Genomic DNA, 18,451 nt, shown 5'->3' with positions numbered 1-18,451 from the left:
CGTGCCATGAAAATTCCCCAGTCAGTGCTGGTGGTGATCCATACGCCGGCGCTCGACGTGTTGCTGATCGAGCGGGCTGATGCGCCGGGCTTCTGGCAATCGGTCACAGGCTCCAAGGACACCGAGTCAGAGAGTTTCGAAGCGACGGCCGTGCGCGAGGTGCGCGAAGAAACAGGGCTTGATGCCCGCGCACCCAGCCACGTATTGAGCGACTGGGCACTGGAGAACGTGTACGAGATCTACCCCCAGTGGCGCCACCGTTACGCGAGCGGGATCACGCACAACACCGAACACCTGTTTGGCCTGTGCGTGCCGAAAGCGGTGCCGGTGGTACTCAGTCCGCGCGAGCACCAGGCCCAGATTTGGCTGCCCTGGGCCGAAGCGGCCGAGCGTTGCTTTTCGCCATCCAATGCCGAGGCCATCACCTGGCTGCCTCGGTTTGCCAGGGCGTTCGCCGTGGGTTGACGTCGTGGTGGCATGATTTGCTCATGAGCATTCTGCGTGTCGCCACCTACAACATCCATAAAGGCGTTCAGGGCCTTGGGCCGGCGCGTCGGCTGGAAATTCACAACCTGGCGCATGCGGTGGAGCAGTTCGATGCCGACATCGTCTGCCTGCAAGAGGTGCGCCGCCACCACCGCAAGCTGGAAAAGCGATTCACCCGCTGGCCCGACCTCGATCAGGCCAACTACCTCACGCCTGATGGCTATGAGTCCGTCTACCGCACCAATGCCGTCACCCGCCACGGAGAGCATGGCAATGCCTTGCTCTCACGTTGGCCGGTGCTCGACAGCAAGCATTCCGACGTCTCCGATCACCGCTTCGAGCAGCGAGGCCTGTTGCACGTCCAGCTTTTCATCGAGGGCGTCGACGTGCATGTGGTGGTGGTGCACCTCGGGCTGATCCACGCCAGCCGCGAACGCCAGGTCCAGCGCCTGGGCCAGTACATTGCCACCGAACTCCCCGAGACCGCGCCGCTGATCGTGGCGGGTGACTTCAACGACTGGGGTGCGCAACTCCTGCGGCCAATGGCCGACCTCGGACTGCGCACCTTCGAGGGCATCCGGCTGCCCACCTACCCTTCGCGCCTGCCGCTGCTGCACCTGGACCGCATCTTCGTCCGGGGACTGCGCCCGCTCTCGGCCCAGGTGCCTCATGGCAGGGTGTGGTCCCGCATGTCCGACCACCTGCCGTTGATTGCCGAGCTGGAGCTGTGAGCGCCGACGATCCCGATCGCCCGGCTCGCCGGGCCGCCCCAGGCTCCATGCGGGGTGGCCACCAATTGCTGCTGCTCCAGGGCGGGGCGGAGTTCTTTCCCGCCCTGGTCGAGGCCATGGACGCTGCGCGACAGGTGGTTCACCTCGAAACCTACATCTTCGAATTTGCGGGCTCGGCGCTCACCGTGGCACACGCGCTGGAGCGGGCGGCAAAGCGCGGTGTGGTGGTGCGTCTGGTGATCGACGGCGTGGGCTCTCCCACCATTCCCGCGGACTGGCGCTCGCGTCTCGAGCGCGCGGGCGTGATGCTCTACATTTATGCGCCGCTGGGCCGCTTTGGCCTGCTGTTGCCCAGCCGCTGGCGCCGCCTGCACCGCAAGCTGTGCGTGGTGGACGGCACAGTGGGTTTCTGTGGCGGCATCAACATCATCGACGACCAGGACGACGTCGCGCTGGGCCGCCTGTCCGCGCCCCGGCTCGACTTCAGTCTGCGCGTGGCCGGCCCGCTGGTGCAGGACATGGTGGACACCATGGAGCAACTCTGGTGGCGCCTGCGTGCCGCCAACAAGGCCCGCCAGCGCGAGTTCAAGGCGGCGTGGGATGCGCTGCGCGAGTCGCGTCCGGCCGGCGACTTTTCACGCCTGTTGCGCAAGATCGAAGCTCATGCTGGCGCGGCGGTCGGGCGTGGCTTCCCTGGCCAGAGCGGCGAAACTGCGCCCGCGCCGCTCGGGGTGGACAGCGCGCGCGCCTGCCTGCTGTTGCGCGACAACGTCGGCCACCGTCACGATATCGAACGCGCCTACCTCAAGGCCATCGGCGAGGCGCGCCACGACATCGTGATCGCCAATGCCTACTTCATTCCCGGCCGCAAACTTCGCAAGGCCCTGATGATGGCCGCCGCGCGCGGCGTGCGCGTGCGTCTGCTGCTCCAGGGCAAGTACGAACATTTCCTGCAGTACCGTGCGGCACGGCCGGTGTACCAGCCCTTGCTGGAGGCCGGCATCGAGATTCACGAATACGCTCCCAGCGCGCTGCACGCGAAAGTGGCGGTGGTCGACGAGCGCTGGTGCACCGTGGGCTCCACCAACCTGGATCCCCTGTCGTTGTTGCTGGCCCGTGAGGCCAACGTCATGACGACGGACCGGCGTTTTTCCAGCCTGCTGCAAAGCTACCTCGATGGCATCGTGCTCAACGCGGGGCACACGCTGGAGGTGAAAGCCCTGACCAGCCGACCCTGGCACCAGCGCCTGCTCGACCGCGTGGCCTTTGGCATCATGCGGACCACGCTGTTCCTGACCGGGCATCGCTATTGAAAGCCCACCCACGCCTGAGCCTGAAAACCCCTGAACGTAGGGCGCCATTTCCCCTATGAGGTGTGCCGCCGGGTCCGGTGTTAGCATGCGCCATGCTGATGAAAGCCGAACCCGACATGACCCCCGCCGCCCCTCCAGACGACGACATCGGTGTGCCCGTTTCCGTCAAGATCCGCGAGCGCGTCAAGGCCGCCCGCAAACGCTTCCACTCCAACGACAACATCGCCGAGTTCATCCAGCCCGGAGAGCTGGACAAGCTGCTCGATGAAGTGGCCGAGAAGATGCAAGGGGTGCTCGATGCCATGGTGATCGACACCGAGAACGACCACAACACCAGCGACACCGCGCGCCGCGTGGCCAAGATGTACCTCAAGGAGGTCTTCAACGGGCGCTACGTGAGCGGCCCGAGCGTCACCGAGTTCCCCAACGCCGAGCACCTCAACGAGCTGATGATCGTGGGCCCGATCACGGTGCGCAGTGCCTGCAGCCACCATTTCTGCCCCGTCATCGGCAAGATCTGGATCGGTGTGATGCCCAACGAGCACACCAATGTGATCGGACTGTCCAAGTACGCCCGTCTGGCCGAATGGATCATGGGGCGCCCCCAGATCCAGGAAGAAGCCGTGGTGCAACTGGCCGACCTGATCCAGGAAAAAACCCAGCCCGATGGCCTGGCCATCGTGATGGAGGCCAGCCACTACTGCATGGCCTGGCGTGGCGTGAAGGACATGGACAGCAAGATGATCAACTCGGTCATGCGTGGCGTGTTCCTCAAAGACTCCAACCTCCGGCGAGAATTCCTCGCGCTCATCCCCCGCTGAAATCCACCCCTCGAAGAAGAATCCCATGCTGGTACGCCTGCTCTATGTCAGTCGCGCGGTCGGTAACGACGCCAAGGCCATTGAATCCATTCTGGAGGCCTCGCGTTCGCACAACATGGGCAACGGCATCACCGGCGTGCTCTGCTACGGTGGCGGCGTGTTCCTGCAAGCCATCGAGGGTGGCCGCGGCGCGGTCAATGCGCTCTATAGCCACATCGTGGCCGACCCGCGCCACACTGGTGTCGAGCTGTTGCACTATGAGGAAATCTCCGAACGCCGCTTCGGCGGCTGGACCATGGGGCAGGTCAACCTCTCCAAGCTGAACACCTCCATCGTGCTGAAGTACTCCGAGCGGCCGGAGTTCGATCCCTACGCGGTTTCCGGCAAGGTCTCGCTGGCGCTGCTCGAGGAGCTGATGGCCACCGCCAGCATCATCGGCCGCGCCTGAGCGGTGACGAGCCGGCTCTTGCTGGGCTGCGATTTCACCAGCGCACCCAGCCGCCGAAAACCCATCACCATGGCCGTGGGCCGTGTCGACCGCGGTCGTGTGCTGCTCGATGCCGCAGAGCGGTTCGAGTCCCTCGATGCATGGCGCGACCGGCTGGCTGAGCCGGGCGAATGGGTTGGCGGATTCGACCTTCCCTTCGGCCTGCCGCGCGAACTCGTCACCGCGCTGGGCTGGCCCACCCACTGGGGCGCCTGCGTGGCGCACTACGCAGCGCTCTCACGCCCGGCCATTCGCGACGCCTTCGCCGCTTTCTGCCACGCCCGTCCGGTGGGCGGCAAGTTCGCCCACCGGGCCACGGATGGTCCCGCCGGCTCCAGTCCGAGCATGAAATGGGTCAATCCACCCGTGGCCTTCATGCTGCACGCCGGGGTGCCGCGCCTGATGGCCGCAGGCGTCACCTTGCCCGGTCTTTGGCCGGGCGATGGCACGCGGGTGGGGCTGGAGGCGTATCCGGGCCTGCTGGCGCGCAGCGTGCTCGGCACGGTGTCCTACAAAAGCGACGAAAAGGCCCGCCAGACGCCCGATCGCCTGATCGCGCGCAAGACCCTCGTCAACGCGCTGGAGAACGGGCAGACTCCTCTGCTGGTCGCGTGCGGCCTGCGCCTGCGGCTCACGCATGCCCAGCGCGATGCCCTGGCCGACGACGCCAGCGGCGACAGTCTGGACGCCGTGCTGTGCCTGCTGCAGGCAGCCTGGGCCCTGCACCGGCACGAGGCGGGTCTGCCGCGCTGGGGGCTGCCCGAATTCGACCCGCTCGAAGGCTGGATCGTCAGCGCCTGAAGGCCTTTTCAACCCGCGTGTCTGCGGGGTTGAAAGCCCCTGCCTACAATTTGCTTCGTTCGGCTTCCGTGCCGGACGACAGCGTTCTCAGGGCGGGGTGAGATTCCCCACCGGCGGTGATGGCGGCGTGGCAACACGCCAGCACGAGTGCCGCGAGCGCCCGCGCGCCGGCCTCAGGCCGGCGGGTGGGGTCAGCAGACCCGGTGAGATCCCGGGACCGACGGTAAGGTGTCTGGCAGCAGACACCAGAGTCCGGATGAAAGAGAGCGCGAGCCGTGTGCCTTGGCGGTGCTTGTGCGCCGTTGGCTGGCATTCGTGCTTGTGCGCCCTGATTTTTTGGCCACTCCGGTATGAGGACACCATGAATCAGTCAGAAGCTTCCCCCATCCCTCCCATCGTTCAATTGCCCGGCGGGCTGCGCTTCGCCTTTGTCGAAGCCTCCTGGCACGCCGACATCGTTCACCAGGCGCGCGATGCCTTTTTCGCCGAAATGGAGCGAAATGGCTTTGGTGCCATGGCCATCGACGTGTTCGATGTGCCCGGCGCGTTCGAAATACCGTTGCACGCGCAGCGCCTGGCCCGCTCCGGCCGCTATGCCGCCGTGGTGGGAAGCGCGCTGGTGGTGGATGGCGGCATTTACCGGCATGACTTTGTATCCCAGACGGTGGTGCAGGCGCTCATGGACGTGCAGCTCGATACCGGCGTGCCCATGATCTCGGCGGTGCTCACACCACACCATTTCCACGAGCACGCCGAGCACCGCAAGTACTTCCTGCGTCACTTTGCCGTGAAGGGCACGGAAGCCGCGCAGGCCTGCCTGCAGACCGTGGCCGGCTTGCATCGGCTCGACGCGCGCCTGAGCGCCTGATGCGCTTGCGCCTCCCAGGGTTGATGCCGCTGTCCGCGACCCGTTTGGCCATGGCATGGAAGACGTGAGTTCGGACAACCTGCTGTGCATGCATTCCGGCTCCCCGGGTGCTGGCGGATGATTCAACAGGCATTTGATGCATCATCGGCACTGCGCTGCGTGGCGCCCATGTCGGGTGCTCGACGGAAGTGCATGAATCGAGAGGGACCCTCCCATGAACACAGCCAAGTTGGTCGGCATCATCCTCATCGCGGCCGGCGTCATCGGCCTGGTCTATGGCAGCTTCAGCTACACCAAAGACACATCGGCGGTGAAGCTCGGGCCGGTTGAGCTGACCGTGAAAGAAAAGGAAACGGTCAACGTTCCCGTGTGGGCCGGCGTTGGTGCGATCGTGGTCGGCGGCCTACTGCTCGTGATGGGTGGCAAGAAAGGGTGATGGCGTTGCGCGGGCGGGTGCTGTGCTTGCTGGCCTTCATCTGCGGGGCGGTCGGCGCACAGGCCAGCGAGCGCGATGACGATGTGTACGTGGCGCGCGTGAGTCGCGTGTTCGATGGCGACACACTTTGGGTGAAACCGCTGGCAGGCGGGCGCTACCGCAAGCTGCGCCTGGACGGCATCGACGCGCCGGAAATCTGCCAGGCTGGCGGCACGGTGGCGCGCGATGCGCTCGCCGCTCGCGTGCTGGACCAGGTGGTGCAGGTCAGTGTGCGCCGGTACGACGACTACGGCCGAGGCCTCGCGCGAATCACCCACCAACAAGAAGACGTGGGAGGCTGGCTGGTGGCGCGCGGTGTGGCCTGGTCCTACCGGTGGGGCCGCAGCCTGGGACCCTACGCTCGCCAGGAAGAGGCTTCGCGAAAGGCGGGCCGGGGCGTGGTGGCCGACGCAGCTGCCGAGCTGCCGCGCGATTTTCGCCGTCGGCACGGCCCCTGCGCCTTGCCCTGACGGGCAGGCCTCAGGAGCGGGTTGCGCAGACTTCGCAATGCGGATTGCGGGGCAACGCGATCTGGTGGGAGGCCATGTCCCTGGCGTCCAGCATCAGCAACTGGCCTGAGAGACGCGAGCCCAGACCGGTGAGCAGCTTGAGCGCCTCGGCCGCCTGCATGCTGCCCACGATGCCCACCAGCGGTGCAAAAACGCCCAGAGTCGCGCACCGGGTCTCCTCCAACCCGGCGTTCTCGGGGAACACGCAGGCATAACAGGGCCGATCGGCTTGACGCGTGTCGTACACGCTGAGCTGCCCGTCCATGCGAATGGCGGCGCCCGAGACCAACGGCCTGGCGTGCTTGACGCAAGCGCGGTTGATGGCGTGGCGAATGGCAAAGTGGTCGGTGCAGTCCAGCACCACATCGGCCTCTGGCACCAACTGGTCAAGCAGGACATCGTCGGCGCGTTGCACCAGCGGTGTGACCCGCACGTCTGGGTTGATGGCTGCGATGGCTTCTCGCACCGATTCGGCCTTGGGGTGGCCTATGCGCGCAAGGTTGTGCGCGATCTGACGCTGAAGGTTGGTTTCATCGACCACGTCGTGGTCCACCACTGTGATGCGGCCGACGCCAGCGCTGCCCAGGTACAGTGCCACCGGTGAACCCAGGCCGCCCGCGCCAATGATCAGTGCGTGCGAAGCCAGCAGCCTTTCCTGGCCTTCGATACCGAGTTCATTGAGCAGGATGTGGCGCGAATAGCGCAGAAGCTGGGCGTCGTCCAAGGCAATGCTCCAGGGCGGGCCGGTGCGCGGCCGCCCTGTGTGTGCGTCAGTTTTCTTTCTTCTCGGGCGAACGCACTTCCAGCGTCTTGCTCACCAGCACCGGGCGACCCTTGAGCTGGTTGAGTGCCTGCTGGAGCTGGAAATCCTTGTCGCTGCCGAATTCGGGCACCAGACGCTGGCCAGGGTTCTTGCGGGCTTCCTCTTCCACCCGCTTGCGTGCGGCCTCGCGGGCTTCGTCGCGCTGCTGCTCTTCGGCGCGCCGCGCGTCGGTCATCGGTGCCTCGACCGGGTCCTTGCCATTGCCCAGGTGCTTCTGAAGGTCGGCCTCGCGCGTGCGCAAGGCTGCAAAGACATTGCCTTCGACCGTCTCGTCCACCATCACGTCCGGCACGATGCCCTTGGCCTGGATGGAATTGCCCGAAGGCGTGTAGTAGCGCGCGGTGGTGAGCTTGAGGCCGGTGTCCGCGGTGAGCTGGCGCACCGTCTGCACCGAGCCTTTGCCAAAGGTCTGGCTGCCCAGGATGGTGGCGCGCTTGTGGTCCTGCAGGGCGCCCGCAACGATTTCGCTGGCTGAAGCGGAGCCTTCGTTGACCAGCACCACCAGTGGCACTCGCTTGAGCGCGCCCTTGGTGTTCTCCGTCAGGCGTTTGATGGGATCGGTGCCACCCCTGCGAAGGTAGTGCTGCGGGATCGCCTTATAGATGAACTTGCTGTCCTCGAGCTGGCCGTTGGTGGAAACCACGGTCACGTTCTCCGGCAGGAACACGGCGGACAGAGCCACGGCCGCGTCCAGAAGACCACCCGGGTCGTTGCGCAAGTCCAGCACCAGGCCCTTGAGGTTGGGTTCGGTCTTGTAGATGTCTTCGAGCTTGCGGGCGAAATCTTCGATGGTGCGTTCCTGGAACTGCGAAACGCGCACCCAGGCGTAGCCCGGCTCGACGACGCGCGATTTCACGCTCTGAGTCTTGATTTCCTCGCGCGTGATGGTCACCGGGAAGGTCCGGTCCTCCGCCTTGCGGAAAATGGTCAGCAGCACCTTGGTGCGCGGTTCACCACGCATGAGCTTGACCGCGTCGTTGATGGTGAGGCCCTTGACCGGTGTGTCGTCGATCTTGGTGATCAGGTCGCCCGACTTGAGGCCGGCGCGAAAAGCGGGGGAGTCTTCGATGGGCGAGACGACTTTGACCAGTCCGTCTTCCATGCTGATTTCGATGCCCACACCCACGAAACGGCCGCTGGTGCCTTCGCGGAATTCCTTGTAGGACTTCTTGTCGAAATACTGGGAATGGGGGTCCAGACTGGCCACCATGCCGGAAATGGCCTCGGAAATGAGCTTTTTCTCATCGACCGGCTCCACGTAGTCGGTCTTGACCATGCCGAACACAGCGGCGAGTTGCTGCAACTCTTCCAGTGGCAGGGGCGCGAGTGTGCCGCGTGCGACCGCCTGGAGTTGCACCGTGGTCAATGCCCCGGCCACCGCGCCAATGGCCACCCAGCCTGCGATTTTCAGCTTGTGACTCACCTGTTTTGACATCGAGATACCTCAATTTAGACGCCCGTGCAGGGCCTGCCAGGCCCTGGCGGACCAATATACACCTTGGAGCCCAGCGGGTTGGGTCGGTTCCCCAAGTCCCGCATTGGTTATTCCGCGGCGGCGTGAAGGATCACCCGATCAGGCCTTGCCTTGGGCCGCGACCGAAGCGGCCGCCTTGGCTGCCGCTTCGGCGTCGCCCAGGTAGTAGTGCTTCAGGGGCCGGAGTTCGGCGTCGAGCTCGTAGACGAGCGGGATGCCGTTGGGGATGTTGAGGCCGACGATGTCGGCGTCCGAAATGCCGTCGAGGTACTTCACGAGAGCACGGATGCTGTTGCCGTGCGCGGCCACCACCACGCGTTTGCCCGAGCGGATGGCCGGCGCCATGGCCTCGTTCCAGAACGGGAGGACGCGCGCCACGGTGTCCTTGAGGCATTCGGTCAGCGGGATCTCTTCGGGCTTGAGGCGGTCGTACCTCCGGTCGCCGCGCTCGCTGCGGGGGTCACCGGGTTCCAGCGGCGGCGGTGGGGTGTCGTAGCTGCGGCGCCAGATCAGCACCTGCTCGTCGCCGTACTGGCGTGCCATGTCGGCCTTGTTGAGGCCCTGCAGCGCCCCATAGTGGCGTTCATTGAGTCGCCAGCTGTGCACCACCGGCAGCCAGGTTCGATCCATTTCGTCAAGCACATGCCACAGCGTGCGCGTGGCGCGCTTGAGCACGCTGGTGTAGGCCAGGTCGAAGTCGAATCCCTCGGCCTTGAGCAGGCGACCGCCGGTCTTGGCTTGCTCCAGCCCGGTGGGCGTGAGGTCCACGTCGGTCCAGCCGGTGAAGCGGTTTTCGAGGTTCCAGGTGGATTCGCCGTGGCGGATCAGGACGAGTTTGTGCATGAAGGAAAGCGGGCGTTGAAGGTCGGAAGTCGAGCGAGGCGAGCGGTCATTCTAAAATCCTCCGCTTACTCGAAAGGTGCCTCCGTGAGTTTCTTCATCGAAAACTGGGTTCTTATCGCCGTGGCTTTCGCCGCTGGCGCCATGCTGGTGTGGCCGGCGGTCTCCGCAGGCGGACGCGCCGGGTCGCTCAATACGGCGCAGGCCGTGCAACGCATGAACCGCGAGAAGGCGGTGGTCATCGACGTCAGCGAGCCGAATGAGTTTGTCACCGGGCATGTCATCGGGGCGAAGAACGTGCCGCTGGGTGAACTCGAAGCCAAGCTGCCCGCCACGGTGAAGAACAAGGCCACGCCGCTCATCATGGTGTGCGCCACGGGTGCGCGTTCCAACCGGGGCATGGCCATCGCCAGGAAGCTGGGCTATGCCGACGCCCAATCCCTGACGGGGGGCATGGGTGCCTGGCGAGCGGCCAACCTGCCAGTGGAAAAAGCCTGATCATTCGGTTTTCTCCGCTTTCTGGATGTGTGCCAATGACCAAGGTCAAGATGTTCACCAGCGCTTACTGCCCGTACTGCAGCCGCGCCAAATCGTTGCTGGAGCGCCGGGGCGTGTCGGATCTGGAAGAGATCTATGTGGACGGCCAGCCGGGTCTGCGCTCGCAGATGACCCAGCTCACCGGGCGCACCAGCGTGCCGCAGATCTTCATCGGCGACACGCATGTGGGCGGTTGCGACGACCTGCACGCGCTGGACGGCCGTGGTGGACTGGTGCCCCTGCTTGAAGGCTGAGCGCCCGGACTTTCGCGTCGGCGAGACTGCCATAATCGTTTCTTTGCCCGCTGCGGGATCCATGCCCCGGCGGGCTTGACTTTTTTCCCTCTTTCCGAGACTCACCATGGCAGAAAACCAGGAACCCACCTTCCAGATCCAGCGCGTCTACCTCAAGGAGGCATCGCTGGAGCAGCCCAACTCTCCGGCCATTCTGCTGGAGCAGGAACAGCCTTCGGTGGACATCCAGCTTGGCGTGGAAGCCAGCCCGGTCGCCGACGGGATCTTCGAGGTTTGCGTGACGGCTACGGTCACCACCAAGATCAAGGACCGGACCGTATTCCTGGTGGAAGCCAAGCAGGCCGGTATTTTCGAGATCCGCAACCTGCCCCAGGACCAGATGGGCCCCATCATGGGCATTGCCTGCCCGCAGATCGTGTATCCCTACCTGCGCAGCAATGTGGCCGATCTGGTGCAGCGCGGCGGTTTTCCGCCGGTCCATCTGGCCGAAATCAACTTCCAGGCCATGTACGAACAGCAGCAGGCCCAGGCGGAGCAAGACGCGCCGCGCATCGTCACGCAGTAAGCCTACCCGCCGCCCGACGCAGATCTGATGAACATCGTCGTGCTCGGAGCCGGTGCCTGGGGCACCGCGCTGGCCGTGGGTGCAGCGGCCCAGGAAGGTGAATTCCGCCAGGTCAGTCTGTGGGCCCGTGACGCCCGGCAGGCTGACGAGATGCGCACCCGGCGCGAAAACCACCGGTATCTGCCGGGTGTGGCGCTACCGCCCAACCTCGCGATCACCAGCGGTTCGATGGACGGCAGCTCGATTCCGTGGCCCGATGCCGATCTGCTGGTCATCGCCACACCCATGGCTGGGCTCAGGGGCCTTTTGACCCAGTTGAAGGACCATCCTTCCCCCGTGGCATGGCTCTGCAAGGGCTTCGAGGCGCCGCAGGAAGGCGCCTGGTCCTCAGCCGGTCTGCTGGGCCATGAAGTCCGTGCCCAGGTGGCGCCTCGACTCAAGTCGGGCGTGCTCAGCGGACCCAGTTTCGCCCAGGAAGTGGCGCGCGGACAGCCCACTGCCCTGGTGGCGGCCAGCGAACACGCCTGCGTGCGCGACGTGCTGGTGGCGGCGTTTCACAGTCCGACGCTGCGCGTCTACGCCAACGACGACATCGTGGGTGTGGAGGTGGGCGGTGCGGTGAAAAACGTGCTGGCCATCGCCACCGGCCTGTGCGATGGTCTTGGGCTGGGCCTGAACGCACGCGCCGCGCTGATCACGCGGGGTCTGGCCGAGATGACGCGCCTGGGGCTGGCGCTGGGCGCGCGCGCCGAAACCTTCATGGGCCTCTCTGGGCTGGGCGACCTGGTGCTCACGGCCACCGGTGACCTCTCCCGCAACCGCAAGGTGGGTCAGTTGCTGGCAGAAGGCATGAACCTGCGCCAGGCGTTGGATTCGCTGGGCCATGTGGCCGAAGGCGTTTACACCGCGCGCACCGCCGTGCAACGCGCCCGCCTGCTGGGTGTGGACATGCCGATCAGCGAGGCCGTGGTGGCGCTGCTGGAGGGCAAGCTCAAACCTGCCCAGGCCGTGGCCACGCTCATGGGCCGTGACCCCAAGCAGGAATCGCTCTAGCAGGCTGTTGAAAACCCACCGCTGGAGGCCGCCTGCGATGTGCAGATGAGGCGGCAGGGGGTCTGGATTTGATGACTGCCGCGCTGAGAACTTGATGCCATGCGGCTTGGTAGAGCGTGGCGCTGCGCTTGAGTGGCCTTTGCGACCCTCATCGCGCCCCTTCCTGCAGCGCCAAGCGCGGCATTCGGGCCATTCGAACGAGATTGCTGGCCGTCATGGTCAGCTTGAAGTTCTGATCGACACGCTTGAGGCCACGGTACAAGGTCTGTCGGATGCGTCCCACCGTCTTGCCCCAGCCGAAGTGTTCTTCGATGCGTTTGCGGTTGGTCTGGCTCAGTGCGTAGCCCGCATGGCGAGTCGCGCGCGCGTCGATTGCACTGCCGCCCCAGCGGGTCTCATGACTGGCTACGTGTGGCGTCACGCCCCGCTGACGACAGGCTTGCACGAAGTCCCGCGTGTCATACGCCTTGTCGGCGGCCACTGTCTTGGGATGCTTGCCAGGCACCGTCTCCAGCATGGCCAACGCCGCCGCGCGCTCGCCCATTCCTTTTTTGATCCGCAACGCATCTTGGAAAAATAGTGTGAACAGGCCCTAGATTTCAAAATTGTCGATCAGGCGTGTCTTGCCCAGACGTGCCGCACCCAGCACCACCAATGCATCGCCAGCCTGAGGTGGCTGCAAGTCGGCACGGCGGCGGACCGTGAGGTAGTCGGGTTGCCAGCCGCGTGCGGCCAGTGCCTCCATCGCTCGCGCCTCCAACCCCGGCAGATGGCGCACGAGACCATCGGCAGCCGCCTGCGCATCGCGCCCAAGCGCACGCAGCGCCAGGGAGAGCTGCACGGCTTCGGCGCGCTCGGTCTCGCTCAGGTAACCGTTGCGCGAACTCAGTGCCAGGCCGTCTGCAGCGCGCTGAGTGGGTACGTTCACGATGGTGATGGGCAGTGCAAACTGCTGCACCATGCGTCGTATCACCATCTGCTGCTGGTAGTCTTTCTGGCCGAAAACCGCAAAGCGCGGGCCCTTGGCCTCGGTCAGCACGGTCTGGAACAGCTTCATCACCACGGTACACACGCCAGTGAAGAAGCCGGGGCGGAAATGGCCTTCCAGGATGTCGGCCAGTTCGGCGGGAGGCTGCACCTTGAAGCCTTGAGGCTGCGGGTACATCTCCTTCTCGGAGGGAGCGAACACCACGTCGCAACCCTGGGCGGCGAGCTTGTCGCAATCGGCTTGCAAGGTGCGCGGATAGGTATCGAAGTCTTCGTGCGGCGCGAACTGCAGGCGGTTGACAAAGACACTGGCCACGGTGACATCGCCCAGCGGCTTCGCAGCGCGCACCAGGTCCAGGTGACCGTCGTGCAGATTGCCCATGGTGGGCACGAGGGCGGGGGAGTTGAACGGCCGCAGCGTGGCGCGCAGTTCTTCGATGGTGTGGACGAGCTTCATGGATTGGTTCGAGGGGAAATTGGCGGGAAACACAGACGGGTTGCCATTGCCAGATGGCCGACATTGCCCCTTTCAGGGAGAAGCGCCGAAGGCGCTTCGAAGATGGGTATTCTCACCACGCGTGCATCTGATCGTCGGGAAAGCTGCCGTCCTTGACGGCAGCCACATACGCCGCCATGGCCTCGCGCACACCGCTGGCGCCTTCCATGAAGTTGCGCACGAACTTCGGGTTCTTGCCCAGGTTCACGCCGAGCATGTCGTGCATCACCAGAACCTGGCCAGCGGTGCCCTTGCCCGCGCCGATGCCGATGGTGTGGCAATGGGGGAGTTGCTGCGTGATTTCGGCGGAGAGGGCGGCGGGGACCATCTCCAGCACCAGCATGGTGGCGCCGGCGTCCTGCAGTTCGAGCGCGTGGCGCTTGAGGGTGAGCGCGGCGGCGTCGCCACGTCCCTGCACACGGTAGCCACCCAGTGCATGCACTGTTTGCGGGGTCAGGCCGAGGTGTGCGCAGACAGGGATGCCGCGCTCGACCAGGAAGCGCACGGTTTCGGCCGTCCAGCCGCCGCCTTCCAGCTTGATCATGTGCGCACCCGCGTGCACCAGTTGGGCCGCGCTGCGCATGGCCTGTTCTTTCGATTCGTGATAGCTGCCAAATGGCAGGTCGCCCAGCAGCCAGGCGGTGCCTTGCACCCGGCGCAGGCCGCGCGCCACGCTTTCCACGTGGTAGGCCATGGTCTCCAGCGTCACGCCGGCCGTGCTGGCCAGGCCCTGGCAGACCATGCCCAGCGAGTCGCCTACCAGAATGCACTCGACGCCGGCCGCATCGGCGACCGCCGCAAACGTCGCGTCGTAGGCGGTGAGCATGGTGATTTTTTCGCCGCGCTCACGCAGTTCATTCAGGCGCGGCAGGCTCACGGGCTTGCGCTGAGGCAGGGGTGAGGCCGTGGGCAGCGTGCCATATGGCGTGGCCATGGGCGCGGAGTTGGTGGGGGTGCTCATGCGTGTTTCCCGCGTGGTTCGGGGGTGGGTGAGAATGCGGGACTATAGACCATCCCGTTATGCTTGCGGCCCATGAAACACCTCAGCGAATTCACCTCCTTCGACATCCAGGAACTGGCGCGTGCCGACGTGGCCCGGGCGCTGGCGGAAGATGTGGGAGAGGGAGATCTGACCGCAGCGCTCGTCGATCGCGATCGCAGGGCGCGTGCGCGCATTCTGGCGCGCGAGTCGGCGGTGATCTGCGGCGCGCCGTGGGTCGAGGCGGCGGTGCTCGCGCTCGAGCCCCAGGCCCGGTTGCAGTGGCATGTGGCCGAAGGTGAGCGTTGCGACAAGGACCAGACGGTGCTGACCATCGAGGGTCATGCGCAACCGCTGCTGACGGCCGAGCGCACCGCATTGAACTTCCTGCAACTGCTGTCCGCCGTGTCCACGCAGACAGCGATTTTCGTGGACGCCGTGGCCGGCACGCGGGCTCGCATCGTGGACACGCGCAAGACCCTGCCAGGCCTGCGCCTGGCGCAGAAGTACGCAGTGACAACCGGTGGCGGCGTGAACCACCGCATTGGCCTGTACGACGCTGTGCTGATCAAGGAAAACCACATTGCCGCTGCCGGTGGCGTGGCACAGGTGCTGCAACGGGTGCGCGACACTGCACCCGCTGCCCGCTTCGTGGAGATCGAGGTGGAGACGCTGGCCCAGCTCGACGAAGCCCTGGCGCACGGCGCGACCATGGTGCTGCTCGACAACATGGCCACGACCGACCTGCACGAGGCGGTGCGCCGCAATGCCGGGCGCGCGGTGCTCGAAATTTCGGGCGGCGTCAACCTTCAGACCGTGCGCACCCTTGCAGAAACCGGCGTCGACCGCATTTCCATCGGATCGCTGACCAAGGACATCCGGGCGATCGATTTCTCCATGCGCTTCGAGGCGATCTGAGGCGCCCCTTCTGAAACAGGCAGAACGACATGAACCCCACGACCGACAACAGCAGCGACGTGATCGACGTCGAGTACGAACAACCCGCCTGCCCCACGCAGCACGCCTGGGCGCGTGTGCCGGTCGAGCCTGGTCCCAGGCAGCGTGCCGCGCTCAAGGAGCGCATCCGCGCGCTGCTCAAGGAGCGCAACGCGGTGATGGTGTCGCACTACTACGTGCATCCAGACCTGCAGGATCTCGCCATGGAGACGGGCGGCATCGTGAGCGATTCGCTGGAGATGGCGCGCTTCGGGCGCGACCACCCGGCCACCACGCTGGTGGTTTCAGGCGTGCGCTTCATGGGTGAGACGGCCAAGATCCTGAGCCCGGAGAAGACCGTGCTCATGCCAGACCTGGATGCAAACTGTTCGCTTGACCTGGGTTGCCCGATCGACGAGTTCAGCGCCTTTTGCGATGCGCACCCGGATCGGACCGTGGTGGTGTACGCCAACACCAGCGCGGCGGTGAAGGCGCGTTCGGACTGGCTGGTCACATCGAGCTGCGCGCTGGACATCGTGAGTGCGCTCAAAGACAAAGGCCACAAGATCCTGTGGGCACCCGACAAGCACCTGGGCGCCTACATCCAGCGAGAGACCGGCGCCGACATGGTGATGTGGACCGGTTCCTGCATCGTGCACGACGAGTTCAAGGCGTTCGAACTGGAGGCGCTCAAAAAAGAACATCCCAAAGCCAGGGTGCTGGTGCATCCCGAGAGCCCGGCCGATGTGATCGCACTGGCCGACGCGGTGGGCTCGACCTCGGCCATCCTCAAGGCGGCGCGCGAGATGGATGCCAGCGAGTTCATCGTCGCCACCGACAACGGCATGATGCACATGCTGCGCCAGCAGAACCCGGGCAAGGTGTTCATCGAGGCACCCACCGCTGGCAACAGCGCCACGTGCAAAAGCTGCGCACACTGCCCCTGGATGGCCATGAACGGGCTGGCGGGCGTGGCTCAGGTGCTGGAGAAAGGGCTGAACCGCATCGAGGTGGATGCGGCGCTGATCGAGCGGGCGCGGTTGCCGATCGACCGGATGCTGGCGTTCACCGCGGCACAGCGTGGCGGCCAGCATGCAGGGGCACTGGTGCCCAACATTGGCGCTGCCTGATCCGGGCTGGATTGGATTCGTTCCGTTCGGGTGGCGCTTGTCGAAGCTTTGCCAACGCCTTGGCTGGCTAACCCTTCGACAAGCTCAGGGCGAACGGAGACTGGCTCAGGGCGAACGGAGACTGGCTCAGGGCGAACGGAGACTGGCTCAGGGCGAACGGAGACTGGCGCAGGGCGAACGGAGTCTGGCGCAGGGCTGGCGGAGTTTTATCTCGCCGGCGGCACCAGGATTGTTGGCCTTGCTTCCGGCAGCAGCTCAGGGTAGTCGCGGCTGAAATGCAGGCCCCGGCTCTCGCGGCGCATCATGGCCGACATCACGATCAGGTCGGCGACTTGCACCAGGTTGCGAAGCTCCAGCAGGTCGCGCGTGACGTGGAACTGCGAGTAAAACTCGTGGATTTCCGCCTGCAACAGCGAGATGCGGTGCGCGGCGCGCTCCAGTCGCTTGTTGGTGCGAACGATGCCGACGTAGTCCCACATGAAACGCCGCAACTCGTCCCAGTTGTGCGAGATCACCACGCGCTCGTCCGCGTCGGTCACTCGACTGTCGTCCCACAGCGGCATGGCGGGCGCGGTGGCGGGCGGGGCGGTACGGATGGCGCCAACCGCGCCTTGCGCGAACACCATGCACTCCACCAGCGAGTTGCTGGCCAGCCGGTTGGCGCCGTGCAGGCCGGTGCAGGTGGTCTCACCTACCGCGTACAGGCCGGCGATGCCGGTGCTGCCGGTCAGGTCGGTCACCAGACCGCCGCAGGTGTAGTGCGCCGCCGGCACCACCGGGATCGGCTCCCTGGTGATGTCGATGCCCAGTTCGGCGCAGCGCGCCAGGATGTTGGGGAAGTGCTCGCGCAGGAATTCGGGCGACTGGTGCGAGATGTCCAGGTGCACGCAGTCCAGGCCGTGCTTCTTCATCTCGAAGTCGATCGCGCGGGCCACCACGTCGCGCGGTGCCAGTTCGGCGCGCGGATCGTGATCGGGCATGAAGCGGTGGCCGCCGAGGGAGGCCGGCAACTTGAGCAGGCCGCCTTCGCCGCGCACCGCCTCGGAAATCAGGAAGCTCTTGGCGTGTGGGTGGTACAGGCAGGTGGGGTGGAACTGGATGAACTCCATGTTGCCCACCTGGCAGCCCGCGCGCCAGCCCGCGGCAATGCCGTCGCCGGTCGCGGTGTCGGGGTTGGTGGTGTAGAGGTACACCTTGCCTGCGCCACCGGTAGCCAGCACGGTGTGGGTGGCGCTGAAGGTCACGACCTCGTCGCGCAGGGTGTCGAGCACGTAGGCCCCGTGGCAGCGTTCGGCGGCATGCGGCGCCGGGTCGTGCCCGGGGAGTTTGCGGTCGGTGATGAGGTCGACCAGCATGTGGTGCTCGAACACCTGGATGGCCGGCGTGGCGAGCACGCGCTCGATCAGCGTGGCCTGCACAGCCGCGCCGGTGGCGTCGGCCGCATGCACGATGCGGCGATGGCTGTGGCCGCCCTCGCGGGTAAGGTGCAGTTCGCCGCCCTCGGTGGAAAAGGGCACGCCCAGCTCTTGCAGCCAGGCGATCGCCGCGGGCGCGTTTTCCACGGTGAAACGTGTCGCCTCCAGGTCGCAAAGGCCGGCGCCGGCGACCAGTGTGTCGTCCACGTGCGAGGCGTAGCTGTCACCCTCGGCCAGCACGGCGGCAATGCCGCCCTGAGCCCAGTTGCTGGAACCGTCGGTGAGCGCGCGCTTGGTGACCACCGCCACGCGGTGGGTGGAGGCCAGGTGCAGGGCGGTGGTGAGGCCCGCCAGGCCGCTGCCGATGATGAGGACGTCGAAACGGTGCAGGTCGGTCATGTTGAAGGGCGATGCGAGCCGTCGCCGGGTCGCTCCCAAGGCGGCTCAGCCCCCATGGGGGGCAGCGACCCG

General features: G+C 65.6%; 21 protein-coding genes, 1 pseudogene and 1 riboswitch. Of the genes and pseudogenes, 15 read left to right on the top strand and 7 right to left on the bottom strand.

Annotated features, from left to right (window positions below; translation table 11 throughout):
- Positions 1-6: 6 nt before the first annotated feature.
- The 9 genes from nudB (at position 7) to AB7F11_RS01710 (ending at position 6,452) form a co-directional block, all read left to right on the top strand.
- Entirely contained in the window at positions 7-465 is a 459-nt protein-coding gene (nudB, locus tag AB7F11_RS01750; RefSeq protein WP_428288275.1) for a dihydroneopterin triphosphate diphosphatase, read from the top strand.
- Positions 466-488: 23 nt separating this feature from the next.
- Complete coding sequence (locus AB7F11_RS01745; RefSeq protein ID WP_428288276.1) at positions 489-1,217, top strand: endonuclease/exonuclease/phosphatase family protein; 729 nt, start codon at positions 489-491, stop codon at positions 1,215-1,217.
- Between the two features lie 47 nt (positions 1,218-1,264).
- The gene (gene clsB, locus AB7F11_RS01740) at positions 1,265-2,530 is read left to right on the top strand and encodes a cardiolipin synthase ClsB (RefSeq protein ID WP_428288338.1); all 1,266 of its coding nucleotides are present in this window, start codon (positions 1,265-1,267) and stop codon (positions 2,528-2,530) included.
- A gap of 92 nt (positions 2,531-2,622) precedes the next feature.
- Complete coding sequence (gene folE / locus AB7F11_RS01735) at positions 2,623-3,351, top strand: GTP cyclohydrolase I (protein ID WP_428299796.1); 729 nt, start codon at positions 2,623-2,625, stop codon at positions 3,349-3,351.
- A 25-nt stretch (positions 3,352-3,376) separates the two neighbouring features.
- Positions 3,377-3,799 (top strand): BLUF domain-containing protein, encoded by a 423-nt coding sequence (locus AB7F11_RS01730; protein ID WP_428288278.1) that lies wholly within the window; start codon positions 3,377-3,379, stop codon positions 3,797-3,799.
- Positions 3,800-3,868: 69 nt separating this feature from the next.
- Positions 3,869-4,639 (top strand): DUF429 domain-containing protein, encoded by a 771-nt coding sequence (locus AB7F11_RS01725; RefSeq protein WP_428288339.1) that lies wholly within the window; start codon positions 3,869-3,871, stop codon positions 4,637-4,639.
- Positions 4,640-4,718: 79 nt separating this feature from the next.
- Positions 4,719-4,911, top strand: a riboswitch (FMN riboswitch).
- Positions 4,912-5,000: 89 nt separating this feature from the next.
- Entirely contained in the window at positions 5,001-5,507 is a 507-nt protein-coding gene (locus AB7F11_RS01720; RefSeq protein ID WP_428288279.1) for a 6,7-dimethyl-8-ribityllumazine synthase, read from the top strand.
- 214 nt (positions 5,508-5,721) lie between these two features.
- Entirely contained in the window at positions 5,722-5,943 is a 222-nt protein-coding gene (locus tag AB7F11_RS01715; RefSeq protein WP_086122757.1) for a hypothetical protein, read from the top strand.
- Complete coding sequence (locus AB7F11_RS01710) at positions 5,943-6,452, top strand: thermonuclease family protein (RefSeq protein WP_428288280.1); 510 nt, start codon at positions 5,943-5,945, stop codon at positions 6,450-6,452. The genes AB7F11_RS01715 and AB7F11_RS01710 overlap by 1 nt, the downstream gene beginning before the upstream one ends.
- Positions 6,453-6,462: 10 nt before the next feature.
- Here the strand turns inward: AB7F11_RS01710 and AB7F11_RS01705 are convergent, their stop codons facing one another.
- The 3 genes from AB7F11_RS01705 to gpmA all read right to left on the bottom strand — a co-directional run bounded on the left by AB7F11_RS01705 (position 6,463) and on the right by gpmA (position 9,631).
- Entirely contained in the window at positions 6,463-7,215 is a 753-nt protein-coding gene (locus AB7F11_RS01705) for a HesA/MoeB/ThiF family protein (protein ID WP_428288281.1), read from the bottom strand.
- A 46-nt stretch (positions 7,216-7,261) separates the two neighbouring features.
- Positions 7,262-8,737, bottom strand: a complete 1,476-nt coding sequence (locus AB7F11_RS01700) for a S41 family peptidase (RefSeq protein ID WP_428288340.1) — start codon at positions 8,735-8,737, stop codon at positions 7,262-7,264.
- 150 nt (positions 8,738-8,887) lie between these two features.
- Positions 8,888-9,631 (bottom strand): 2,3-diphosphoglycerate-dependent phosphoglycerate mutase, encoded by a 744-nt coding sequence (gene gpmA, locus AB7F11_RS01695; RefSeq protein ID WP_428288282.1) that lies wholly within the window; start codon positions 9,629-9,631, stop codon positions 8,888-8,890.
- An 84-nt stretch (positions 9,632-9,715) separates the two neighbouring features.
- Here gpmA and AB7F11_RS01690 point away from each other — a divergent pair, with 84 nt between their 5' ends.
- From AB7F11_RS01690 to AB7F11_RS01675, 4 genes are all read left to right on the top strand, one after another.
- Positions 9,716-10,126 (top strand): rhodanese-like domain-containing protein, encoded by a 411-nt coding sequence (locus tag AB7F11_RS01690; RefSeq protein ID WP_428288283.1) that lies wholly within the window; start codon positions 9,716-9,718, stop codon positions 10,124-10,126.
- Positions 10,127-10,161: 35 nt separating this feature from the next.
- A complete protein-coding gene (gene grxC, locus AB7F11_RS01685; RefSeq protein ID WP_428288284.1) occupies positions 10,162-10,419 on the top strand; it encodes a glutaredoxin 3 in 258 nt (85 codons plus the stop codon).
- 106 nt (positions 10,420-10,525) lie between these two features.
- Positions 10,526-10,984 (top strand): protein-export chaperone SecB, encoded by a 459-nt coding sequence (gene secB, locus AB7F11_RS01680; protein WP_428288285.1) that lies wholly within the window; start codon positions 10,526-10,528, stop codon positions 10,982-10,984.
- A gap of 27 nt (positions 10,985-11,011) precedes the next feature.
- Positions 11,012-12,037 (top strand): NAD(P)H-dependent glycerol-3-phosphate dehydrogenase, encoded by a 1,026-nt coding sequence (locus AB7F11_RS01675; protein WP_428288286.1) that lies wholly within the window; start codon positions 11,012-11,014, stop codon positions 12,035-12,037.
- A 148-nt stretch (positions 12,038-12,185) separates the two neighbouring features.
- Here AB7F11_RS01675 and AB7F11_RS01670 read toward each other — a convergent pair.
- From AB7F11_RS01670 to panB, 3 genes and pseudogenes are all read right to left on the bottom strand, one after another.
- A pseudogene (locus tag AB7F11_RS01670) lies at positions 12,186-12,584 on the bottom strand (transposase); the annotation flags it as partial.
- 45 nt (positions 12,585-12,629) lie between these two features.
- Positions 12,630-13,481, bottom strand: coding sequence for a pantoate--beta-alanine ligase (gene panC, locus AB7F11_RS01665; protein ID WP_428288287.1), 852 nt, complete (start codon positions 13,479-13,481; stop codon positions 12,630-12,632).
- A 112-nt stretch (positions 13,482-13,593) separates the two neighbouring features.
- The gene (panB, locus tag AB7F11_RS01660; RefSeq protein WP_428288288.1) at positions 13,594-14,481 is read right to left on the bottom strand and encodes a 3-methyl-2-oxobutanoate hydroxymethyltransferase; all 888 of its coding nucleotides are present in this window, start codon (positions 14,479-14,481) and stop codon (positions 13,594-13,596) included.
- A 72-nt stretch (positions 14,482-14,553) separates the two neighbouring features.
- Here panB and nadC point away from each other — a divergent pair, with 72 nt between their 5' ends.
- Positions 14,554-15,417, top strand: coding sequence for a carboxylating nicotinate-nucleotide diphosphorylase (gene nadC, locus AB7F11_RS01655; RefSeq protein ID WP_428288289.1), 864 nt, complete (start codon positions 14,554-14,556; stop codon positions 15,415-15,417).
- 29 nt (positions 15,418-15,446) lie between these two features.
- Positions 15,447-16,565, top strand: a complete 1,119-nt coding sequence (gene nadA, locus AB7F11_RS01650; protein ID WP_428288290.1) for a quinolinate synthase NadA — start codon at positions 15,447-15,449, stop codon at positions 16,563-16,565.
- 206 nt (positions 16,566-16,771) lie between these two features.
- On the opposite strand, the gene nadB is transcribed toward nadA, so the two are convergent.
- The gene (nadB, locus tag AB7F11_RS01645) at positions 16,772-18,379 is read right to left on the bottom strand and encodes an L-aspartate oxidase (RefSeq protein ID WP_428288291.1); all 1,608 of its coding nucleotides are present in this window, start codon (positions 18,377-18,379) and stop codon (positions 16,772-16,774) included.
- Between the last annotated feature and the right edge of the window lie 72 nt (positions 18,380-18,451).

This window comes from Hydrogenophaga sp. (assembly GCF_050250835.1).
Taxonomy (GTDB): Bacteria; Pseudomonadota; Gammaproteobacteria; order Burkholderiales; family Burkholderiaceae_C; genus Hydrogenophaga.
The sequence above is the reverse complement of the archived record's forward strand: the minus strand, read 5'-3'. Positions and strand labels throughout refer to the sequence as shown.